The organism is Agrobacterium tumefaciens (assembly GCF_013318015.2).
GTDB classification, from domain to species: Bacteria; Pseudomonadota; Alphaproteobacteria; order Rhizobiales; family Rhizobiaceae; genus Agrobacterium; species Agrobacterium tumefaciens.
In genome coordinates, this window is record NZ_CP115842.1 from 822,909 (window position 1) to 837,652 (window position 14,744).

Genomic DNA, 14,744 nt, shown 5'->3' on the forward strand with positions numbered 1-14,744 from the left:
CCTCTCCCACAGGGCCGCACCAAGGTCCGCCAGTGAAGGATACAGGCCGGGAATGACCAGAAGCACAAATATGGCGGCATCGCATCAATCGCCGTTGCCGGGTTTCGTTTTGGCGATGCCTCTTTATCCTTCAAAAACCATAAAGGTGCCCGGTCTCTTTCTGGCGATCTTCGTTTTTTCCATTGGCTTTTTCATTCAATGCAATGTGCTGACCAGCAATCTGGGCCTGCGCTTCCTCAACATCACCGACATGCTTGTCCTGATGACGCTACCCGTTATTGCCCTGCTTTACATTCGCTGTCTGACGCCCTCGATCATCCTGCTTTATCTCGTTCCGCTAACCATTTTTTTTGCACTTTCGGCTGTCTTTGCCGACGAACGTGGCGAAGGTGAATTTTACACCACCGCGATGGCATATTTTTACGCGGTCTATTTTCTGTTTTTTGCCTATATGCTGTTTAAGGAGAACCTTCTCGAGCTGTTCTGCTGGGGCATCTTCGCCGGCTTCATCGCGGTGACGATCCTGCTTTTTCTGGACATCGTCATTCACGACCAGCTCGCCTCCCTTGGCCTCTCTTTCATGTTCGATGAAACCGCCGTGCTGGCAGCTGCGGCAAAAGGCGAATTGAGCCCGTTGCTTTTGCGTGTCGAAAAAGCGGGTGGCATCTGGCCGGTGGGCAACACAGCCGGACCTGCCTTTGCGTTGGCGGGTGCGGCAGTCGCCTATCTTGCCGAAAGGCAAAAACGTCCCGCGCTGTTTGCCGTATTTCTGCTGGTCTATCTGGCGAGCTTCACACTTACTCTCAACCGGTCCGGAGTATTTGCCGTTCTTGCGATCGGGGTCTATTTCTACATCAGAAATTTTTCCATCAAAATGCTGCTCAGCACCTATTTTGGTTTTGCCTTGTCCGCCCTTGTCATCGCAGCGGTTTTGCCATTGGGTGCTTTCGATTTTGCGGAACAGATATTTTCAAAACGGTTTCTCGAGGACAGCAACAGCAGCAACAATGCGCAGGAGCGCTGGGATACGCTCACTGGCGGCTTTCAGGTGATGCTCCATCATCCTTTCGGCATCGGTTTTACCGCTCGATATGAAGAACTGTCGCGAATATCGAGAATCGGAACACCGCATAGTGGCTTTCTCGCCACGGCCTATGCGTCCGGCATAGGATTTGGCCTTCTCAGTGCCTTTGCGCTTGTTTACGCGATCCTCCGGAAACGAAAAGTCGGTTTCTTCGCCTATTCGGCGATCGCAATCGTTATCGTCTATCAATTTGAAGAGCTGAATTTCAATCCCGTTTTCATGGCCTATATGGGGCTCGTACTCGCCTATACTTTCATTGATCTGGATTTCAGGTTCTTTCTGAAAAATACGATGATGCGGATGGCTGGAATGGCAGAAGAGGACGCTTTGGCGACGGCACGACCGGCGTAAATTACGGTGAGGTTCTCTCGCTCCAAACCGCACATCCTTGCTGCCAAAGTTTGTTCCGTTTTCAAGTGGGCGCTTTAGGTCACTTCGATGATTTCAATCTCTTTGTCACCCAGGCTGACAACATCACCGGCAGATTTTCCCATCAACACTCCTGCGACCGGGGAGACATAAGACATCGATCCAGTGGCCGGATCGGCTTCATCCTCGCCTACGATCCGGAACCGTTGCGTCCTCCCGTCATCACGGCTGAATGTTACCACGCTGCCGAAGGCAACGGTGCCATCAGCAGGAGGGCTCGGCATCAGCTGGGCGGTGCGAACGCGCTCCGCGAAATACCGAATGTCCCGCAGAGGATTGGCCGAAAGCCGACGTCTTTCATTGACGTCTTCGACGGCATTGGCCGTTTCGCAGGCTTCGCGCGCCAATTGCAGCTGCTGCTCCAGCGCTTTCAGCCCAGCTTCCGTCACCAGATTGGGATGAGGCGAAATCACCCGGTCCGGCAGAACCGTTTCGGCTGCGGTTTCGGCACTATCTTCCTTGGTAAAGGCTACACTCAATTCTGGCACTCCATTGCCGTGAGATGCCGCTTTGAGCATCTCCCTTGCCGTCCAATCCTGCCACCGCCCATCGCAATGCTGCAATAGCGTGCACCACACAAACCGCCCATGTACCCCTCATTTCTGGCTCTAACAGGAGGCTTTTCGCCCTGTTAGGGTATTGCCCAAGAGGAGTGAGAAAGCCAACGCTAACGGACAGGAGACGGTCAATGGCCCGGACAGTATTGAATGCGCTTGGAGACACACTCTACTACAGCGACAATTCCACCGGATTTTTTTCCGCCACGGGTTCCGGACCGCTGCTGACAGGCACTGCCGGCAATGATTCCATGTGGGGCGACAGTTCCGTCAATGTGACAATGGCGGGCGGCACGGGCGACGATATTTATTACCTCTATTCCAGCATTAACCGCGCCGTCGAAAATGCCGGGGAGGGTATCGACACCATCGACACCTGGATGAGTTATACCTTGCCCGACAATTTCGAAAACCTGCGGGTAACCGGAGATGGTCGTTATGCCTTCGGAAATGAGCTGGACAACATCATAACCGGCGGATCGGGCAGCCAGACCATTGATGGCGGGGGCGGTAACGACGTGCTGATCGGCGGTGGCGGTGCGGATACATTCGTTTTTACGAGCGGCAACGGCACCGATCTCATCATGGATTTCAGCGCCAACGACACGATCCGGCTTAACGGTTACGGCATCACGTCCTTCGAGCAGCTCGTCAGCAATGCCACCCAACAGGGCGATAATCTCTGGCTGAACTTCGCCAACGGCGAGGCCGTCGTTCTTGCCGGAACGACCATCGACGATCTTCAGGCCGACCAGTTCGAGCTCAGCCTCGACCGATCATCCCTCACCCAGACCTTTGCCGACGAATTCGATGCACTTTCACTTCGCAGCGGCGATCAGGGGACTTGGGATGCCAAATATTGGTGGGCACCGGAAAAGGGAAGCTCGCTGACGACGAATGGCGAGGCGCAATGGTACATCAACCCCGCTTATGCCGGCACATCAGAGGTAAATCCCTTCAGCATAAACAACGGTGTCCTGACTATCACCGCCGCGGAAACCCCGCAATCGATCGCCAACGAGGTTGAGGGCTATGATTATACCTCGGGTATGCTGAACACCTATTCGTCGTTCAGCCAGACCTATGGTTATTTCGAAATGCGCGCCGACATGCCGACCGACCGGGGCGCTTGGCCGGCCTTCTGGCTTTTGCCTGAGGACGGCTCCTGGCCACCGGAACTCGATGTCGTGGAGATGCGTGGGCAAAACCCCAATACGCTGATCATGTCCACCCACTCCAATGCAACGGGAGAACAGACATCAGTCATAAACAATGTCAGCGTGCCGAGCACGGAAGGTTTCCACACATATGGCGTGTTGTGGGATGCGGAGCATATTACCTGGTATTTCGACGACGTCGCCGTGGCGCAGACGGATACGCCTGATGATATGCACGATCCCATGTATATGGTCGTCAATCTTGCTGTCGGCGGCATGGCAGGAACGCCGTCGGCGGTTGATTTCAGCGACGGTTCGCAAATGATGATCGATTACATCAAAGCCTATTCGCTTTCCGACTGGGCCGCGTAACGAAAAACGCCGGCAGTTGCGTTCAGAACTGCCGGCGCTTCAGACCTCAGCCTGTCGGCTGGGCCTTGTTCAGTTCAGTCATTCAGCCGCGATCTGCATCCGCTCAGTGTAGAGCGACATGAGATGACGCGCCGTTTCAAGGCTCGCGGGCTGTTCGGCCCGGTAGCGGCGGCCGATTTCCATCATCAGCACAGTATCCGGCAGGAAGGTCAGCTCCGAGAAAATGCCCTGCCAGTCGATATCTCCCCAGCCGAGCGGCATATGCAGATCGCCGATGCCGAGAGCGGTATTTTCCTGGTCGAAATACGGCTGATAGAAGCCCTGCGGCCGGCCGAAGGAATCGTGCACATGCAGATGGCCGGCGACCGGCGCCATGGCGCGAAGCTGCTCGCGGAAATCGAGCCCGCGATAGGTGGATTCGAGATAGGCGTGGCTAAAGTCGATCAGCGCCACGACGTTATCATGGCCGATGGCCTTAACTGTCTGGGCCACCTCGGCAGGCGTCTGACGATATTGGCCGGGTTCGGTGGAGAAGATATTCTCAAGCGCGACCCGCACGCCATAGCGCTTGCAGAATTCCGCCAGCTCGAAAAGCGCTTCCCGCTCGCGGCTGTCGGCATCGGCCCGCTCGGCGATCTGGTCGGCACGCAGGGCACCACCATGCTGAACGAGGATGCCCGCGCCGATGCGATCGCACAGGACGGCCAGCGCCTTGGCTGCATCTATCTGGTAGCGGCACGTTACCGGGTCCATGAAATTGGACGAAACAAGACCGTGCACCGTGTAACGGAAGTCGAATTCTTTGGCGAGCGCCACGAACCGTTGAGCGCGCTCCTCGATGATGCGACCGCCTGCGATCAGATCAAGGCTCGTTGCGGCGATTTCAACGGTGTCGCAGCCAATTTCGGCAAGCGCACGAAGATCGCTTTCGAGTGTGGCCAGTTCACCGTCGTCCGAGCTGGCGTTGAAGCCGGTTCCAATAAGATTGCTCATGTCATCATCTCCAGGGGTAAGGAAGGTCATGCGAGTTCAGGCTGCCGTACGGCGCGGCGCGCCGTATCGAACAGGTCCGGGCGGTCGATATTGACGTAGTCTACCCCGGCCAATGCGATCTCATTATGAAGGTTGGCATCATCGCCGCCATAATAAACCATGATTTCCAGACCCGCCTTGCGGCATGCCGCGACAAGGCCGGGCTTGCGCATCTGCGCAGGTGTGATCTCGATGATCGAGGCATGGTGAACAGCCGCAGCCAGCGAAGGCGACTTGGCGATATCGAGCGTCATCATCTTGCGGAATTCCGGCGCGGCGGCGGCCAGGCCCCGGCGCATTTCTTCGGAGAAAGAGAAAAAGAAGGTGTCGCGCACCATGCCGAGGCTCCGTACCAGTGCCGCCACCTTGACGGGATCGCAATATTTCAGCTCGACATAGACGCCGCAGCGGCCGCGCAAATGGCTGAGATAGGCATCGAGCCGCGGTACAGCCGCACCCTTGAAGTTTTCGCCGAACCAGCTGCCGGCGTCCAATGCATCGATCTCGCTCGACAGCATGTGGCCGATGGGACCCGTGCCATTGGTGGTACGATCCAGCGTTTCGTCGTGAAAGACATAAAGCACGCCGTCCGCGCTCTCGCGCACGTCGAGCTCGATGTAATCCGCTCCCTGCTGTAAGGCGAGGTCGGCGGCGGCAAAGGTGTTTTCGGGCGCAAAATGGTTGGCGCCGCGATGGGAGACGATTTTAGGCATGGAAATTCCTGTCAGTTTACGGCTTCCGGTTCACGCGCCGGAATAGTCGAATGGTGGGAAAGATCGGCATGCAGCCCGGCGATGCGGTTACCGGCGGCATCGAACACGAGCGTCAGCGCCGATTTGCAGCTGATCCCGACACGATCTCCCGGCGCGTGGCGTATCGTCTCGCCATATTCGAGCGCGTGGATCATGCCTGCGGGCGTATCGATCGTGTAGAATACCTCGCGCCCCATGGGCTCGACGGTGGTAACCTGCCCCTCAAGCCGCGCCTCGGACGATGTGACGAGGGCGATATCTTCCGGGCGCAGGCCAAAGGTGACTTCGCCGTCACAGCGGGCATTGAGGTCGAGCAGGGCATCGCCAATCTGCAACTGCCCGCCCTGCGCCCATCCTTTCAAGAGATTCATTGGCGGCGTGCCGATGAAACCGGCCACGAACAGATTGTCGGGCCTGCGATAAAGATCATCGGGCGTGCCGATCTGGGCAATGGCGCCGTTGTTCATGCAAATGATCCTGTCCGCCATGGTGATCGCCTCGATCTGGTCATGGGTGACGATCAGCGTGGTGATCTTCAGGCGCTTCTGCAGGCTTTTCAGCTCGGCGCGCATGGTGATGCGCAGGGTCGCATCGAGATTGGAAAGCGGCTCGTCCAGTAGCAGGATGTTCGGTTCCTTGACCAGCGCGCGGGCAAGCGCCACACGCTGCTGCTGGCCGCCGGAAAGCTGCGAGGGCCGTCGGTCGAGCAACGCGCTGATCTGCACGAGGCTTGCCGCCTCCTCCACCCGTCGCGCTGCCTCCTCACGCGGAACATTCTTGAAACGCAACGGAAAGGCGATGTTCTGCCGCACTGTCAGGTTGGGATAAAGTGCATAAGACTGGAAGACGATGCCGACATTGCGGTCGCGCGCATCGATGCGATTGACGTTGTGGCCGTCGAAAGAAATCTGACCCGCGGTCGGCGCGTAGAGCCCGGCGAGCAGGAAAAGCGTGGTCGACTTTCCGCATCCGGACGGCCCGAGAACGGCGACGAATTCGCCGTCTTCGATGGAGAGGGTCATCGGTTGCAGAACGCGGGTGTCGCCCCAGCTTTTGGTGACATTGTCGAGGGTGATCCTGGCCATGGCGATTATCCTTTGATCCCGCCGAAACTCATCTGGGTGATGTATTTCTGCGTGAAGATGTAAATGATCAGCACAGGCAACAGATAGATGATGCCTACGGCAGCGATCATGCCGTAGTTCACGCCGGCGCTGTCCTGTGCCACGAAGAAGAGATAGAGGCTCATCGTCATCTGGCTTTTTTCGATGAGCAGGGTCTGGACGAAGACATATTCTTCCCAGCCACGCAGAAAGGTGAAGGTGGCAACCGCGATCAGCCCGCTTCTTACCTGCGGCAGAACCACCATGCGAAAGGCTTGGAAGCGGGTCGCGCCATCGGTGACGGCGCTCATTTCGATGTCCCAGGGAACGTTATCGAAAAAGCCCTTGAGAACAAAAATTGCAAACGGCAGCTCAAGCGCACTCATGACCAGCACGACGCCGAAGAGATTGTTGAGCAGGCCCATGTAATGCAGTTGCACGAAGATCGCGACGGTGAGCGCGAGCGCCGGAAAGGCATGCAGCAGCAAAAGCCCGCGCAGCACGTTTTCACGCCCGGCGAAGGTGAAGCGCGACAGCGCATAGGCGGCCGGCGTGGCGACCAGCGCGACGATCAGCGTCTGGGAAGCGGCAAACAGCAGTGAACTGCGCATGGCGGTCCAGACGGACGGCATCAGCGCCATGCGCGTGGTGCCGGTTTTCTCGATATCGCGGCTCCAGAGGAAACTGTAGTTGTCGATAGTCAGATGCGGCAGCACCAGCGCGAAGACGAGCGCCGCGACCACGGCACCAAATGCCAGCCATAGCAGCGCGGGATTGCGCAGGCGCGCGGAAAGAAGCGCAACTGCTATCGCCCCGCCATAGGCAAAAGCGGCGATTGCGCCGCTGCGCCACAGCACAAGTCGGCTGAGATTGTCGTCGGAAGTCGTAAGCGACTTCACCAGCAGCCACAGGTAGGGCAGGAGAACCGGCACCGAAACCACCGTCAGGAACACAAGAATGACGGGAACGAAACCGGCGCGATGGGCAAGGCTGCGCCTTTCAAGACGCGTCCAGTCCGGCTTCAGATCAAGGGCACACCTGCTGTGGGCATGCGAGTGGGTGTGGGCGAGCGTCATCACAGCACCTCGATTTTGGCGGGAGCAAAAGTCGAGCGCATATTGCTGATGCGCCATTGAATGAGGGTGATGGCAACGCCTATCGCCATCAGGCCAAGCGCAAGTGCAGCACCATAGGCATAGGCGCCGTTTTCGAAGGCGCGCCGGTAGATATAAAGCGGATAGGTCGTGGAATCGTAGACAGGCCCACCGCCGGTGATGAGCAGGATATATTCATAGGTCGTCATCAGTGAGAGCGCCTGATAGAGCGTGATGAAACGGATCGGTGCCGAGAGCGCGGGTGCGACGACATGGCGAAGCACACCCCATTCGCTGGCGCCATCGACGCGCGCGGCATTGGCCAGATGCGACGGTATGGAGCGGATGGCCGATGTGAGGATGACCATGGCGAAAGACGCGCCGACGACACCGTTCGCCACCACCACCAGAAACAGCGGAAAGTCGTTGCGCAGGTTGAGAGCGGGTGCGCCGAGCGCGCCAAGAAACTGGTTGAGCAGGCCGGAAGACGTCGGATCGGCGATCCATATCCACAGCACGCCGTAAAGCACGGCGGGGCTCATGCGCGGCAGCAGCCAGAGGCCGCGAAAAAAGTTGCCTAGCCGGTCCGGTATCGCCGTGGTCGTTACGGCCAGAAGCGCGCCAAGCCCGATATTGAAGATGAACAGCGTTGCGCCGACATAGATCAGCGTCGTCAGCAACACCATCGGCAGGCGCACGTCGCGCTGAAACATGCGCTGGAAATTCTCGACCGTGAATTTGCCCACCCTCAGGTTTGCGCCCATATCGGTAAAGGCGATCACCAGATTGACGACGATCGGGGCAAGAAAGAACAGGCCAAGCAAGGCGAGAGCCGGAGCCAGATAAAAGATCGGCCGGGCCGGGCGACGCGCCCGAAGCTGAAATTGAGACATTACGATATACCGGTGGGAACGCGGAAAAGCCGCCCGGCAGAACCGGGCGGCATGGTTTCGGGCAAACTCAGTTGCTTGCGGCGTCGCGGATTTCGATCTCTGCGCCAAATTGCAGCTCAAGCTCGTCGGCGATGAAATCGACCGCCTGCGCGGCCGTCATCTTGCCGGTCTCAACCGCTTGCAGACCGCTGAACAGCACCTTGTTGTAGCTGCCGAACTTGGTGTGGTTGGGCACAAACTGCGCGTATTTCATCATCGGCGAAGCAGCGGAGAGTACCCAGTTATCGCGGTATTTCGGCATGGCCGTCTGGGCGTTGCTGATGGCCGTATGATAGGATGTCACCGCGTGTTCGTTGTTGAAATAGGGCAATGTCGCAAGCGCCACGAGATCGGCGGCGATATCGGCATTGGCACTCTTCGGATTGAGGGTGTAGAGCAGCGGGTGCGACAGGTTGGCCGGCTTGCCGCCTTTTTCGGCTGCCGGAGCGGAAATCCAGCCGATCTTGTTGAAGTATCCCTTGCCGTCTGTCGGCCAGGTCGCGCCGTTCTTGTCACCCACCTGCCAGGCAACCGCCCAGACACCCTGATGGAAGATGAAGGCCTTTTCCTGCTTGAAGGCCGTCTGGATCGCCTCCCAGCTCATGGCGGTATTGTCGACGGGCGTCACGCCTTCCTTGGCATTGCGCTCATACCAGCCGAGCGCCTTGGCCATTTCGGCCTTGGGGAACATCAGCTTGCCGGTCTTTTCGTCCATGAACTTCACGCCATAGGACTGGAACACCATCAGATAGTCGATACCGACATTCGGGCGGTGCAGCATGCCGTATTGTGCGGCCTTGCCGTCTACCACTTCCTTCGACAGGGTCGTCAGATCGTCGAGCGTGAATTCGCCGGCGTCGACCTTGGCCGGAAGGCCTTCGATGAAGGCTTCGTCCTTGCCGATCTTGCGCAGCATGTCCTTGTTGTAGAAGAACATGCGGATTTCCGCGTCCTGCGGAATGCCGTAAATCTTTCCGTCCGTCGCCTTGGCCGAATTCCACAGAACCGGCAGGATATCGCCATAGACCCAGGGAGCAGTGGCGATCTTGTCTTCCATCGGCATGGCATAGCCGTCCTGCGCGAACTGGCCGATCCATTCATGCGGCAGGATGTAGATATCCGGCCCCTGCCCCACCGAAAACGCCTTCAGCGTATCGAGCGCGAAGGAGTCCCAGCCCTGCACGGCGCTGTTGTTGATGTCGATGACGACGCGTTTGTCGACGCCTGCTGCCTTGAACTGCGCGTTCATGATGCCGGCGGCAGCTTCGATGTTGGTGACGCGACCGGGCGCATTCTTGTCGGCTAGCGTCCAGAGCTTGATGTTGATGTCTTCGGCAAAGGCGACAGCCGGCAAAAGCGCGCCGAGGGCAACCGTGGCCATCAGGGTGAGAGACTTGAACATGTGATCCATTCCCGTTGAAACTGATTATTTAATTAAGTTGCTTAATTAACAGCTTCATGACATTTCCCCAGGTAAAGCGCGGGAGAGTGAAACTTTGACTGAGAGACGGCAGGGCGGGTTGGCAGGCATTGGCGCAACACAGGGTGCGCTTCTGGGATATATCAGGCGCAAGGGTTCGGCCTCGCGGGTCGAGCTTGCCGACTATTGCAGCATAACGCCGGCTGCCGTGAGCATGATGACGCGCAATCTGCTTGAACGCGGTATCATCGAGGAAGGTGCACGCCGGCAGGAAGGCCGTGGCGCACCCCATATCGACCTCACGCTCAAAAAAACTGTCGGTTACGCCCTTGGTGCGCACGCCAACCGTTATTCGGTGATGTTGACGCTGTTGAATTTTGGCGGAGAGATCGTTGGAGAATTGCAGATGCGCGGCTCCTATGACGCGTTTTCCGATGTCCAACGGGCGCTTCAGGACGGATCCGAAGAACTACTGACGAAAAATGCGATCAACAGGAGCCAACTGATCGGCGCGGCCATTGCAATGCCGACCCGCTTTCGCAAGGAAGCCATGTCGCTCGATCTTGCCGAAGAGGTTATTTCCTGGGCCGGGTCTGACCTTTCCGCCATGCTGCGCGAGGCGCTGCGTTGTCCGGTGATCATAGAAAATGATGCCAATGCCGCAGCCATGGGTGAACTGACGCTTGGCAATGCGGACGGACACGAAAATTTCGCTTATCTCTATCTGTCCGAGGGGATCGGCGGCGGCATCATTATCAAAAATGAGCTTTATCGCGGTTATCTCGGCAATGCCGGCGAGATCGGCGCCTTGCGCGGCCGCAGCACTTCGCGGCCCTCCTTCGAAGACCTGGCGGCATGGTGCGTGGAGCATGTGGGAGAAAAACCCTCGGGGCGCGCACCCGAGGTCTGGACGGATTACCTCTTGCGCAACTCCGCCGTGTTTGAGGCGTGGCTGGAACGGGCGGGACCGGAGGTTGCGCGCCTCGCCTTCGCTGTCAGCGCCGTTCTGGCGCCCACGGCAATCTTTGTCGGCGGCACCTTACCAAGGATCGTACGACAGCGGCTGGCGGAATGGCTGGATTACGAACGCTCGGACCCGTTCGACGGCGCAAAGGTGATACAGCCGAAAATCCAGCTGCCGGATGTGGTTGCGACAGACCCCGTGGCCTTCGGTGCGGCGGCGATGATCCTGCACGGCGTCGGAGAAGTGCGTTAAAGGCCGGAGCGCATGTCCCGGGGGAGGCCTCAGCCGAGATTGGTCACCATGAAATAGATCAGCCAGCAATGCCCGATCACCAGCACGGCCCAGGCCCATTTTGCAAGCCTGATATCGACATCGATGACGGTATTGCTGATTTCCGCCACGCGAAAAGCCTCTTCCTCAACCCGGTTCTCCGGCGGGCGAGATCTCAGCACCTTCCTGGAAACCGGCTCGCCCACGACATAAAGCCTGTCGTTCGCAACTGATGGACGCGGGTCGTCGTTGGCGCTCCCGTCAAGGGAAAGCACGTCGTCACCCGAGGCGCAACTCACCGCTAATAGCTGTGATGACACCCGCCTGTTACGCATGTTACCTCCATTGGGCATCACAAATCTTCCACACAATAAAAATAAAAAAATTCACCTGCTGCTCCCGACAAAGCCTTGGCTTTACCGGGCATATTTGCGATGCGCGCAATACGCGCCGCGCCAGTTGAACCCCTTCTCGCCCCACGCTCTTGCGCTCCCCCGGAAACGCATCGGCATCAGCCCCGCCATTAACGTGCCGGGCTTCCCGGCAAATCGTGCCTTCCCGCGTAAGGCCTTACCTCTCGCTGGATCAGGAAGACGGATTTCTCGACCGGCAGCGGTTCGGCTGTCCGGTAGCGATGAGACCGCTTGGAATATTCAAACCGGATCCGCCTGTCTTCGAACTTCCCCGCCAGAACGCGATAGCCGTTGACGACCTCGTTCAGTATTTCCAGCTCTTCTCCCCACAGCCAGCCACCGTAAGAAGTGCCTTCGTTGGAGCGCAGCACGATCTCGAAAAAATGCCCGCCGGCTGCAAATGGCATGCGGAAAATAATATCGAGATTGTCCTCATCTTCGTCGTCGCATGCCGACAGTCTGGCATGGGCAACCTTCGCATGGGCCAGCGCCGAGACCGGATAGAACGGGCGCCCTTTGAACCACATGAACTCACACACCGCATAACCGACGTCGTCGGCACGCTGGTAAGGTTCAGTACGCGGCTCGAACGCCATGTAGCTTCCGTTAAACGCTATCAATTTCGAAAATTCCCGATGCCTGCCTGATGCATGATTGCTGTTTTCCGCCCGTCGCCCGCGCCTCTATTCACGACAATAGGCAAGCGGCGTCACACCAGCGTCAAATGGAACGCCAATGATGACTTTCAATTTCCCGGACACATTGTTAGATGGTGATTCATGAGGGAACGAAATTGGCTGGGAACGCTGAACTGATACCGATCCGGCTTTTTGGCACCCCGCGCTGCGATGCGGTGCGGCAAGCGTTTTTCCCGTCCAAGGGCTTTGCCCTCACTGCCGCCCTGATCCTTGCTCCCAATCAGTCCCTTTCCCGCCAGCAGGCCGCATCGCTGTTATGGGAAAACGTCGAGCAAAAAAGGGCACTGGGCAATTTGCGGCAGCTGATCCTGCGCCTCCAGAAGCTGTCGAGCGATGACGATGCCATCCTTCTGACAGAAGGGAACGACCTGAAGGCCGGAAAGCTGGCGCAGCGGACCGACCTTGCGATCTTTCTTGCCGGCGCGAGAGCAGAAGACCCGATGCAGAGGCTGCAAGCCCTGCTCGAATTCGGCGGCGATCTGCTGGAGGGGCTGGAGGCTGGGCAGGACCACCTTTATCTCTGGCTGCTGTCTGAGCGACGCCGTCTCAAGGACCTGTTCTTTTCAAGCTATACACCGCTTCTGGAGGAGTTGACGCGGTTCGGCCGCGCCAGTTCGAACAACATCGCATCGCTTGCCGAATGCGCGCTGAAGATCGAGCCGGAGCGCGAGGAAACCTACCGCGCCGCCATGGCGGCCTATGCGCGGGTGGGAAACACCAGCGCCTGCGAGGGAATTTTCCAGCTTCTGATGGAACAGCTCCGCCAGGAGGACCGACCTCCGGAGGCCGAGACAGTGGCGCTTCGACGGCGGATACAAAGTCTGGCCTCGACGATAGTATCCCCCGCCGAACCGGATGAGGGTAGCCGCCGAAAACCGATGGCAAAACCACGCGTCGCCTTCAGCCGTCCGGTGCGGGTGGACGGGCTTGCGGTATCGCCGGTGATGAGTGCCTTTGTCGAGGATGTCGCCAATAGTCTCGTTCGATACCGGACCTTCACCGTTCTTTCGACGCACAGCACCTTTGTAGCGACACACGACCGGACCGACGACAGTTATGCAATGTTGCGGGCGGATTACCGCATCGTCTCCACGGTTTTCGACGATGCCCGCATGTCGGTAGCGCTGATCGAGGAAGCGACCGGAGAAATCGTCTGGTCGCTGGAGGTTGTGCTGACCGCGCGGCATATTCACGCCGCTTTTCGACTGCTGTCCAAACAGGTGGCCGCGGGGCTTGCCCGCGAGATCGAGCGGCTTCAGGTGGAACCAGACCGCAACCACAGCGGCGAGGCCTACCGGCAATTGCTGGAGGGCCAGCAGCTTCTGCGCGGCAAGTGCGACCTGCCGCTTCTTCGAAGAGCACGCTCGATGTTCCGCAAGGCGGTCGATCTGGATAACAGCATGGCGGTTGCCCGCGCCCGCGTGGCGCAGAGCCTGCAGCTGGAATGGCTGATGCTGGGCGGCAACGACCCCCACCTGCTGCACCGCGCCAAGGCGGAGGCAGACGCCTCCGTCGAAATCGATCCCGCTCTTGGCGTCGGCCACTGGATGTGCGCCGTCGTGGCGCTCTACCAGCGGGATTTCGACATATCCGCCGAAAGGTTCTTCGAAGCGGAGGCGCTTGCGCCCAACTCCGCCGACCTTTTGCTCCAGCATGCCGATGCGCTCGCCCATTTCGGCGATGCCGAAACCGCATGGGAAAAGTTTCAGCAAGCCATCGACCTCAATCCGCTCGCACCCGACATCTACTGGTGGGCGGGCGCCAGCATCGCGTTCAAGCGTGAGGATTACGGCGCGGCAGTAGAACTGTGCGCGCGCATGGAAAATGACGAGCCGGCATTGCGCGTCTTGACCGCGAGCCACGCGCTCCACGGTGATTTGGACGCTGCCCGGGAAACCGGCAGCAGGCTTCAGGAAAACTATCCGGGTATGACGGCGAGGGAAATCAGCAGCCTGTCCCCAGACCGAGACCCGGTAGCGAATGAAAAATTCTATAACGCACTTCGATTAGCTGGGATCAAATAGGAGTTATTATGTCCTCGCACTTCTTTATTGTCGGAAAAAAGGGTTTCGGCGTTCTCTTCATTCGCACGGCGCCGCTCAGGGTTGCGTCCGTCTCGCATGAGACGATTGCCGCCTATGAAGCCAGCCATCCCGGTGTGGACGGTTACGCGCGCGTTGCTGCGGCAGCAAAATCCATGCTCGTTCGTCAGGACGGCCAGCCCGAAAACGAGCTGGATCAGGTCCAGATCCAGGGCATCGAAGCCCTCGTCGCCGGCGGCGCTGTCGTTTCCGAGGCCGATTTCGCCTTTGTCGGCGAAGTGATCGACGCCGGCTGGGATTTCAACCGCATGGTGCAGGCGCCGATCGAATCGGCCCTGAAGGCTGTTGGTCCGGCGGGTTCCGTCACCGGCGAACTGTTCGACGCCATCCTTGCCGACGACACCAACGCGGCGCCTTGATTGCGC

Annotated in this window: 14 protein-coding genes; 5 read left to right on the top strand and 9 right to left on the bottom strand. The window is 58.5% G+C overall.

Annotated features, from left to right (window positions below; translation table 11 throughout):
* Window positions 1-52 precede the first annotated feature (52 nt).
* On the top strand, window positions 53-1,435 hold the full coding sequence (locus G6L97_RS17215; RefSeq protein ID WP_065704388.1) for an O-antigen ligase family protein: 1,383 nt from the start codon (window positions 53-55) through the stop codon (window positions 1,433-1,435).
* 74 nt (window positions 1,436-1,509) lie between these two features.
* Here G6L97_RS17215 and greA read toward each other — a convergent pair whose 3' ends face one another.
* On the bottom strand, window positions 1,510-1,992 hold the full coding sequence (gene greA / locus G6L97_RS17220) for a transcription elongation factor GreA (protein ID WP_065704390.1): 483 nt from the start codon (window positions 1,990-1,992) through the stop codon (window positions 1,510-1,512).
* Window positions 1,993-2,201: 209 nt separating this feature from the next.
* Here greA and eglC point away from each other — a divergent pair, with 209 nt between their 5' ends.
* Window positions 2,202-3,599 (top strand): endo-1,3-1,4-beta-glycanase EglC, encoded by a 1,398-nt coding sequence (gene eglC, locus G6L97_RS17225; protein ID WP_065662496.1) that lies wholly within the window; start codon window positions 2,202-2,204, stop codon window positions 3,597-3,599.
* A 78-nt stretch (window positions 3,600-3,677) separates the two neighbouring features.
* On the opposite strand, the gene G6L97_RS17230 is transcribed toward eglC, so the two are convergent.
* The 6 genes from G6L97_RS17230 to G6L97_RS17255 form a co-directional block, all read right to left on the bottom strand.
* Window positions 3,678-4,592 (bottom strand): TIM barrel protein, encoded by a 915-nt coding sequence (locus G6L97_RS17230; protein WP_065659654.1) that lies wholly within the window; start codon window positions 4,590-4,592, stop codon window positions 3,678-3,680.
* Between the two features lie 26 nt (window positions 4,593-4,618).
* Window positions 4,619-5,344, bottom strand: coding sequence for a glycerophosphodiester phosphodiesterase (gene ugpQ / locus G6L97_RS17235; protein ID WP_019564838.1), 726 nt, complete (start codon window positions 5,342-5,344; stop codon window positions 4,619-4,621).
* 11 nt (window positions 5,345-5,355) lie between these two features.
* Complete coding sequence (locus tag G6L97_RS17240) at window positions 5,356-6,468, bottom strand: ABC transporter ATP-binding protein (RefSeq protein WP_019564839.1); 1,113 nt, start codon at window positions 6,466-6,468, stop codon at window positions 5,356-5,358.
* A gap of 5 nt (window positions 6,469-6,473) precedes the next feature.
* Window positions 6,474-7,562: a carbohydrate ABC transporter permease gene (locus G6L97_RS17245; protein ID WP_065704392.1), complete on the bottom strand. Its 1,089-nt coding sequence runs from the start codon at window positions 7,560-7,562 to the stop codon at window positions 6,474-6,476.
* Complete coding sequence (locus G6L97_RS17250; RefSeq protein ID WP_019564841.1) at window positions 7,562-8,473, bottom strand: carbohydrate ABC transporter permease; 912 nt, start codon at window positions 8,471-8,473, stop codon at window positions 7,562-7,564. The genes G6L97_RS17245 and G6L97_RS17250 overlap by 1 nt, the downstream gene beginning before the upstream one ends.
* Before the next feature lie 67 nt (window positions 8,474-8,540).
* A complete protein-coding gene (locus tag G6L97_RS17255; RefSeq protein WP_065704394.1) occupies window positions 8,541-9,914 on the bottom strand; it encodes an ABC transporter substrate-binding protein in 1,374 nt (457 codons plus the stop codon).
* 94 nt (window positions 9,915-10,008) lie between these two features.
* Between G6L97_RS17255 and G6L97_RS17260 the strand changes: the two genes are divergently transcribed.
* Entirely contained in the window at window positions 10,009-11,148 is a 1,140-nt protein-coding gene (locus G6L97_RS17260) for an ROK family transcriptional regulator (RefSeq protein WP_065662492.1), read from the top strand.
* 29 nt (window positions 11,149-11,177) lie between these two features.
* Here G6L97_RS17260 and G6L97_RS17265 read toward each other — a convergent pair whose 3' ends face one another.
* A complete protein-coding gene (locus G6L97_RS17265; RefSeq protein ID WP_162632817.1) occupies window positions 11,178-11,501 on the bottom strand; it encodes a hypothetical protein in 324 nt (107 codons plus the stop codon).
* Between the two features lie 188 nt (window positions 11,502-11,689).
* Complete coding sequence (locus G6L97_RS17270) at window positions 11,690-12,175, bottom strand: hypothetical protein (RefSeq protein ID WP_065704399.1); 486 nt, start codon at window positions 12,173-12,175, stop codon at window positions 11,690-11,692.
* A 173-nt stretch (window positions 12,176-12,348) separates the two neighbouring features.
* Here G6L97_RS17270 and G6L97_RS17275 point away from each other — a divergent pair, with 173 nt between their 5' ends.
* Both G6L97_RS17275 and G6L97_RS17280 read left to right on the top strand, forming a co-directional pair.
* Window positions 12,349-14,301, top strand: a complete 1,953-nt coding sequence (locus G6L97_RS17275) for a BTAD domain-containing putative transcriptional regulator (RefSeq protein WP_019564845.1) — start codon at window positions 12,349-12,351, stop codon at window positions 14,299-14,301.
* An 8-nt stretch (window positions 14,302-14,309) separates the two neighbouring features.
* Window positions 14,310-14,738, top strand: a complete 429-nt coding sequence (locus G6L97_RS17280; RefSeq protein ID WP_003511290.1) for a hypothetical protein — start codon at window positions 14,310-14,312, stop codon at window positions 14,736-14,738.
* The last annotated feature ends 6 nt before the right edge of the window (window positions 14,739-14,744 follow it).

Bases quoted from the DNA above. Each gene is read 5' to 3' on its own strand.
- eglC (WP_065662496.1), top strand. From the start codon at position 2,202: ATGGCCCGGACAGTATTGAATGCGCTTGGAGACACACTCTACTACAGC.
- G6L97_RS17265 (WP_162632817.1), bottom strand. From the start codon at position 11,501: ATGCGTAACAGGCGGGTGTCATCACAGCTATTAGCGGTGAGTTGCGCC.
- G6L97_RS17215 (WP_065704388.1), top strand. From the start codon at position 53: ATGACCAGAAGCACAAATATGGCGGCATCGCATCAATCGCCGTTGCCG.
- G6L97_RS17240 (WP_019564839.1), bottom strand. From the start codon at position 6,468: ATGGCCAGGATCACCCTCGACAATGTCACCAAAAGCTGGGGCGACACC.
- G6L97_RS17230 (WP_065659654.1), bottom strand. From the start codon at position 4,592: ATGAGCAATCTTATTGGAACCGGCTTCAACGCCAGCTCGGACGACGGT.
- G6L97_RS17250 (WP_019564841.1), bottom strand. From the start codon at position 8,473: ATGTCTCAATTTCAGCTTCGGGCGCGTCGCCCGGCCCGGCCGATCTTT.
- ugpQ (WP_019564838.1), bottom strand. From the start codon at position 5,344: ATGCCTAAAATCGTCTCCCATCGCGGCGCCAACCATTTTGCGCCCGAA.
- G6L97_RS17280 (WP_003511290.1), top strand. From the start codon at position 14,310: ATGTCCTCGCACTTCTTTATTGTCGGAAAAAAGGGTTTCGGCGTTCTC.
- G6L97_RS17255 (WP_065704394.1), bottom strand. From the start codon at position 9,914: ATGTTCAAGTCTCTCACCCTGATGGCCACGGTTGCCCTCGGCGCGCTT.
- G6L97_RS17270 (WP_065704399.1), bottom strand. From the start codon at position 12,175: ATGGCGTTCGAGCCGCGTACTGAACCTTACCAGCGTGCCGACGACGTC.
- G6L97_RS17275 (WP_019564845.1), top strand. From the start codon at position 12,349: ATGGTGATTCATGAGGGAACGAAATTGGCTGGGAACGCTGAACTGATA.
- G6L97_RS17245 (WP_065704392.1), bottom strand. From the start codon at position 7,562: ATGACGCTCGCCCACACCCACTCGCATGCCCACAGCAGGTGTGCCCTT.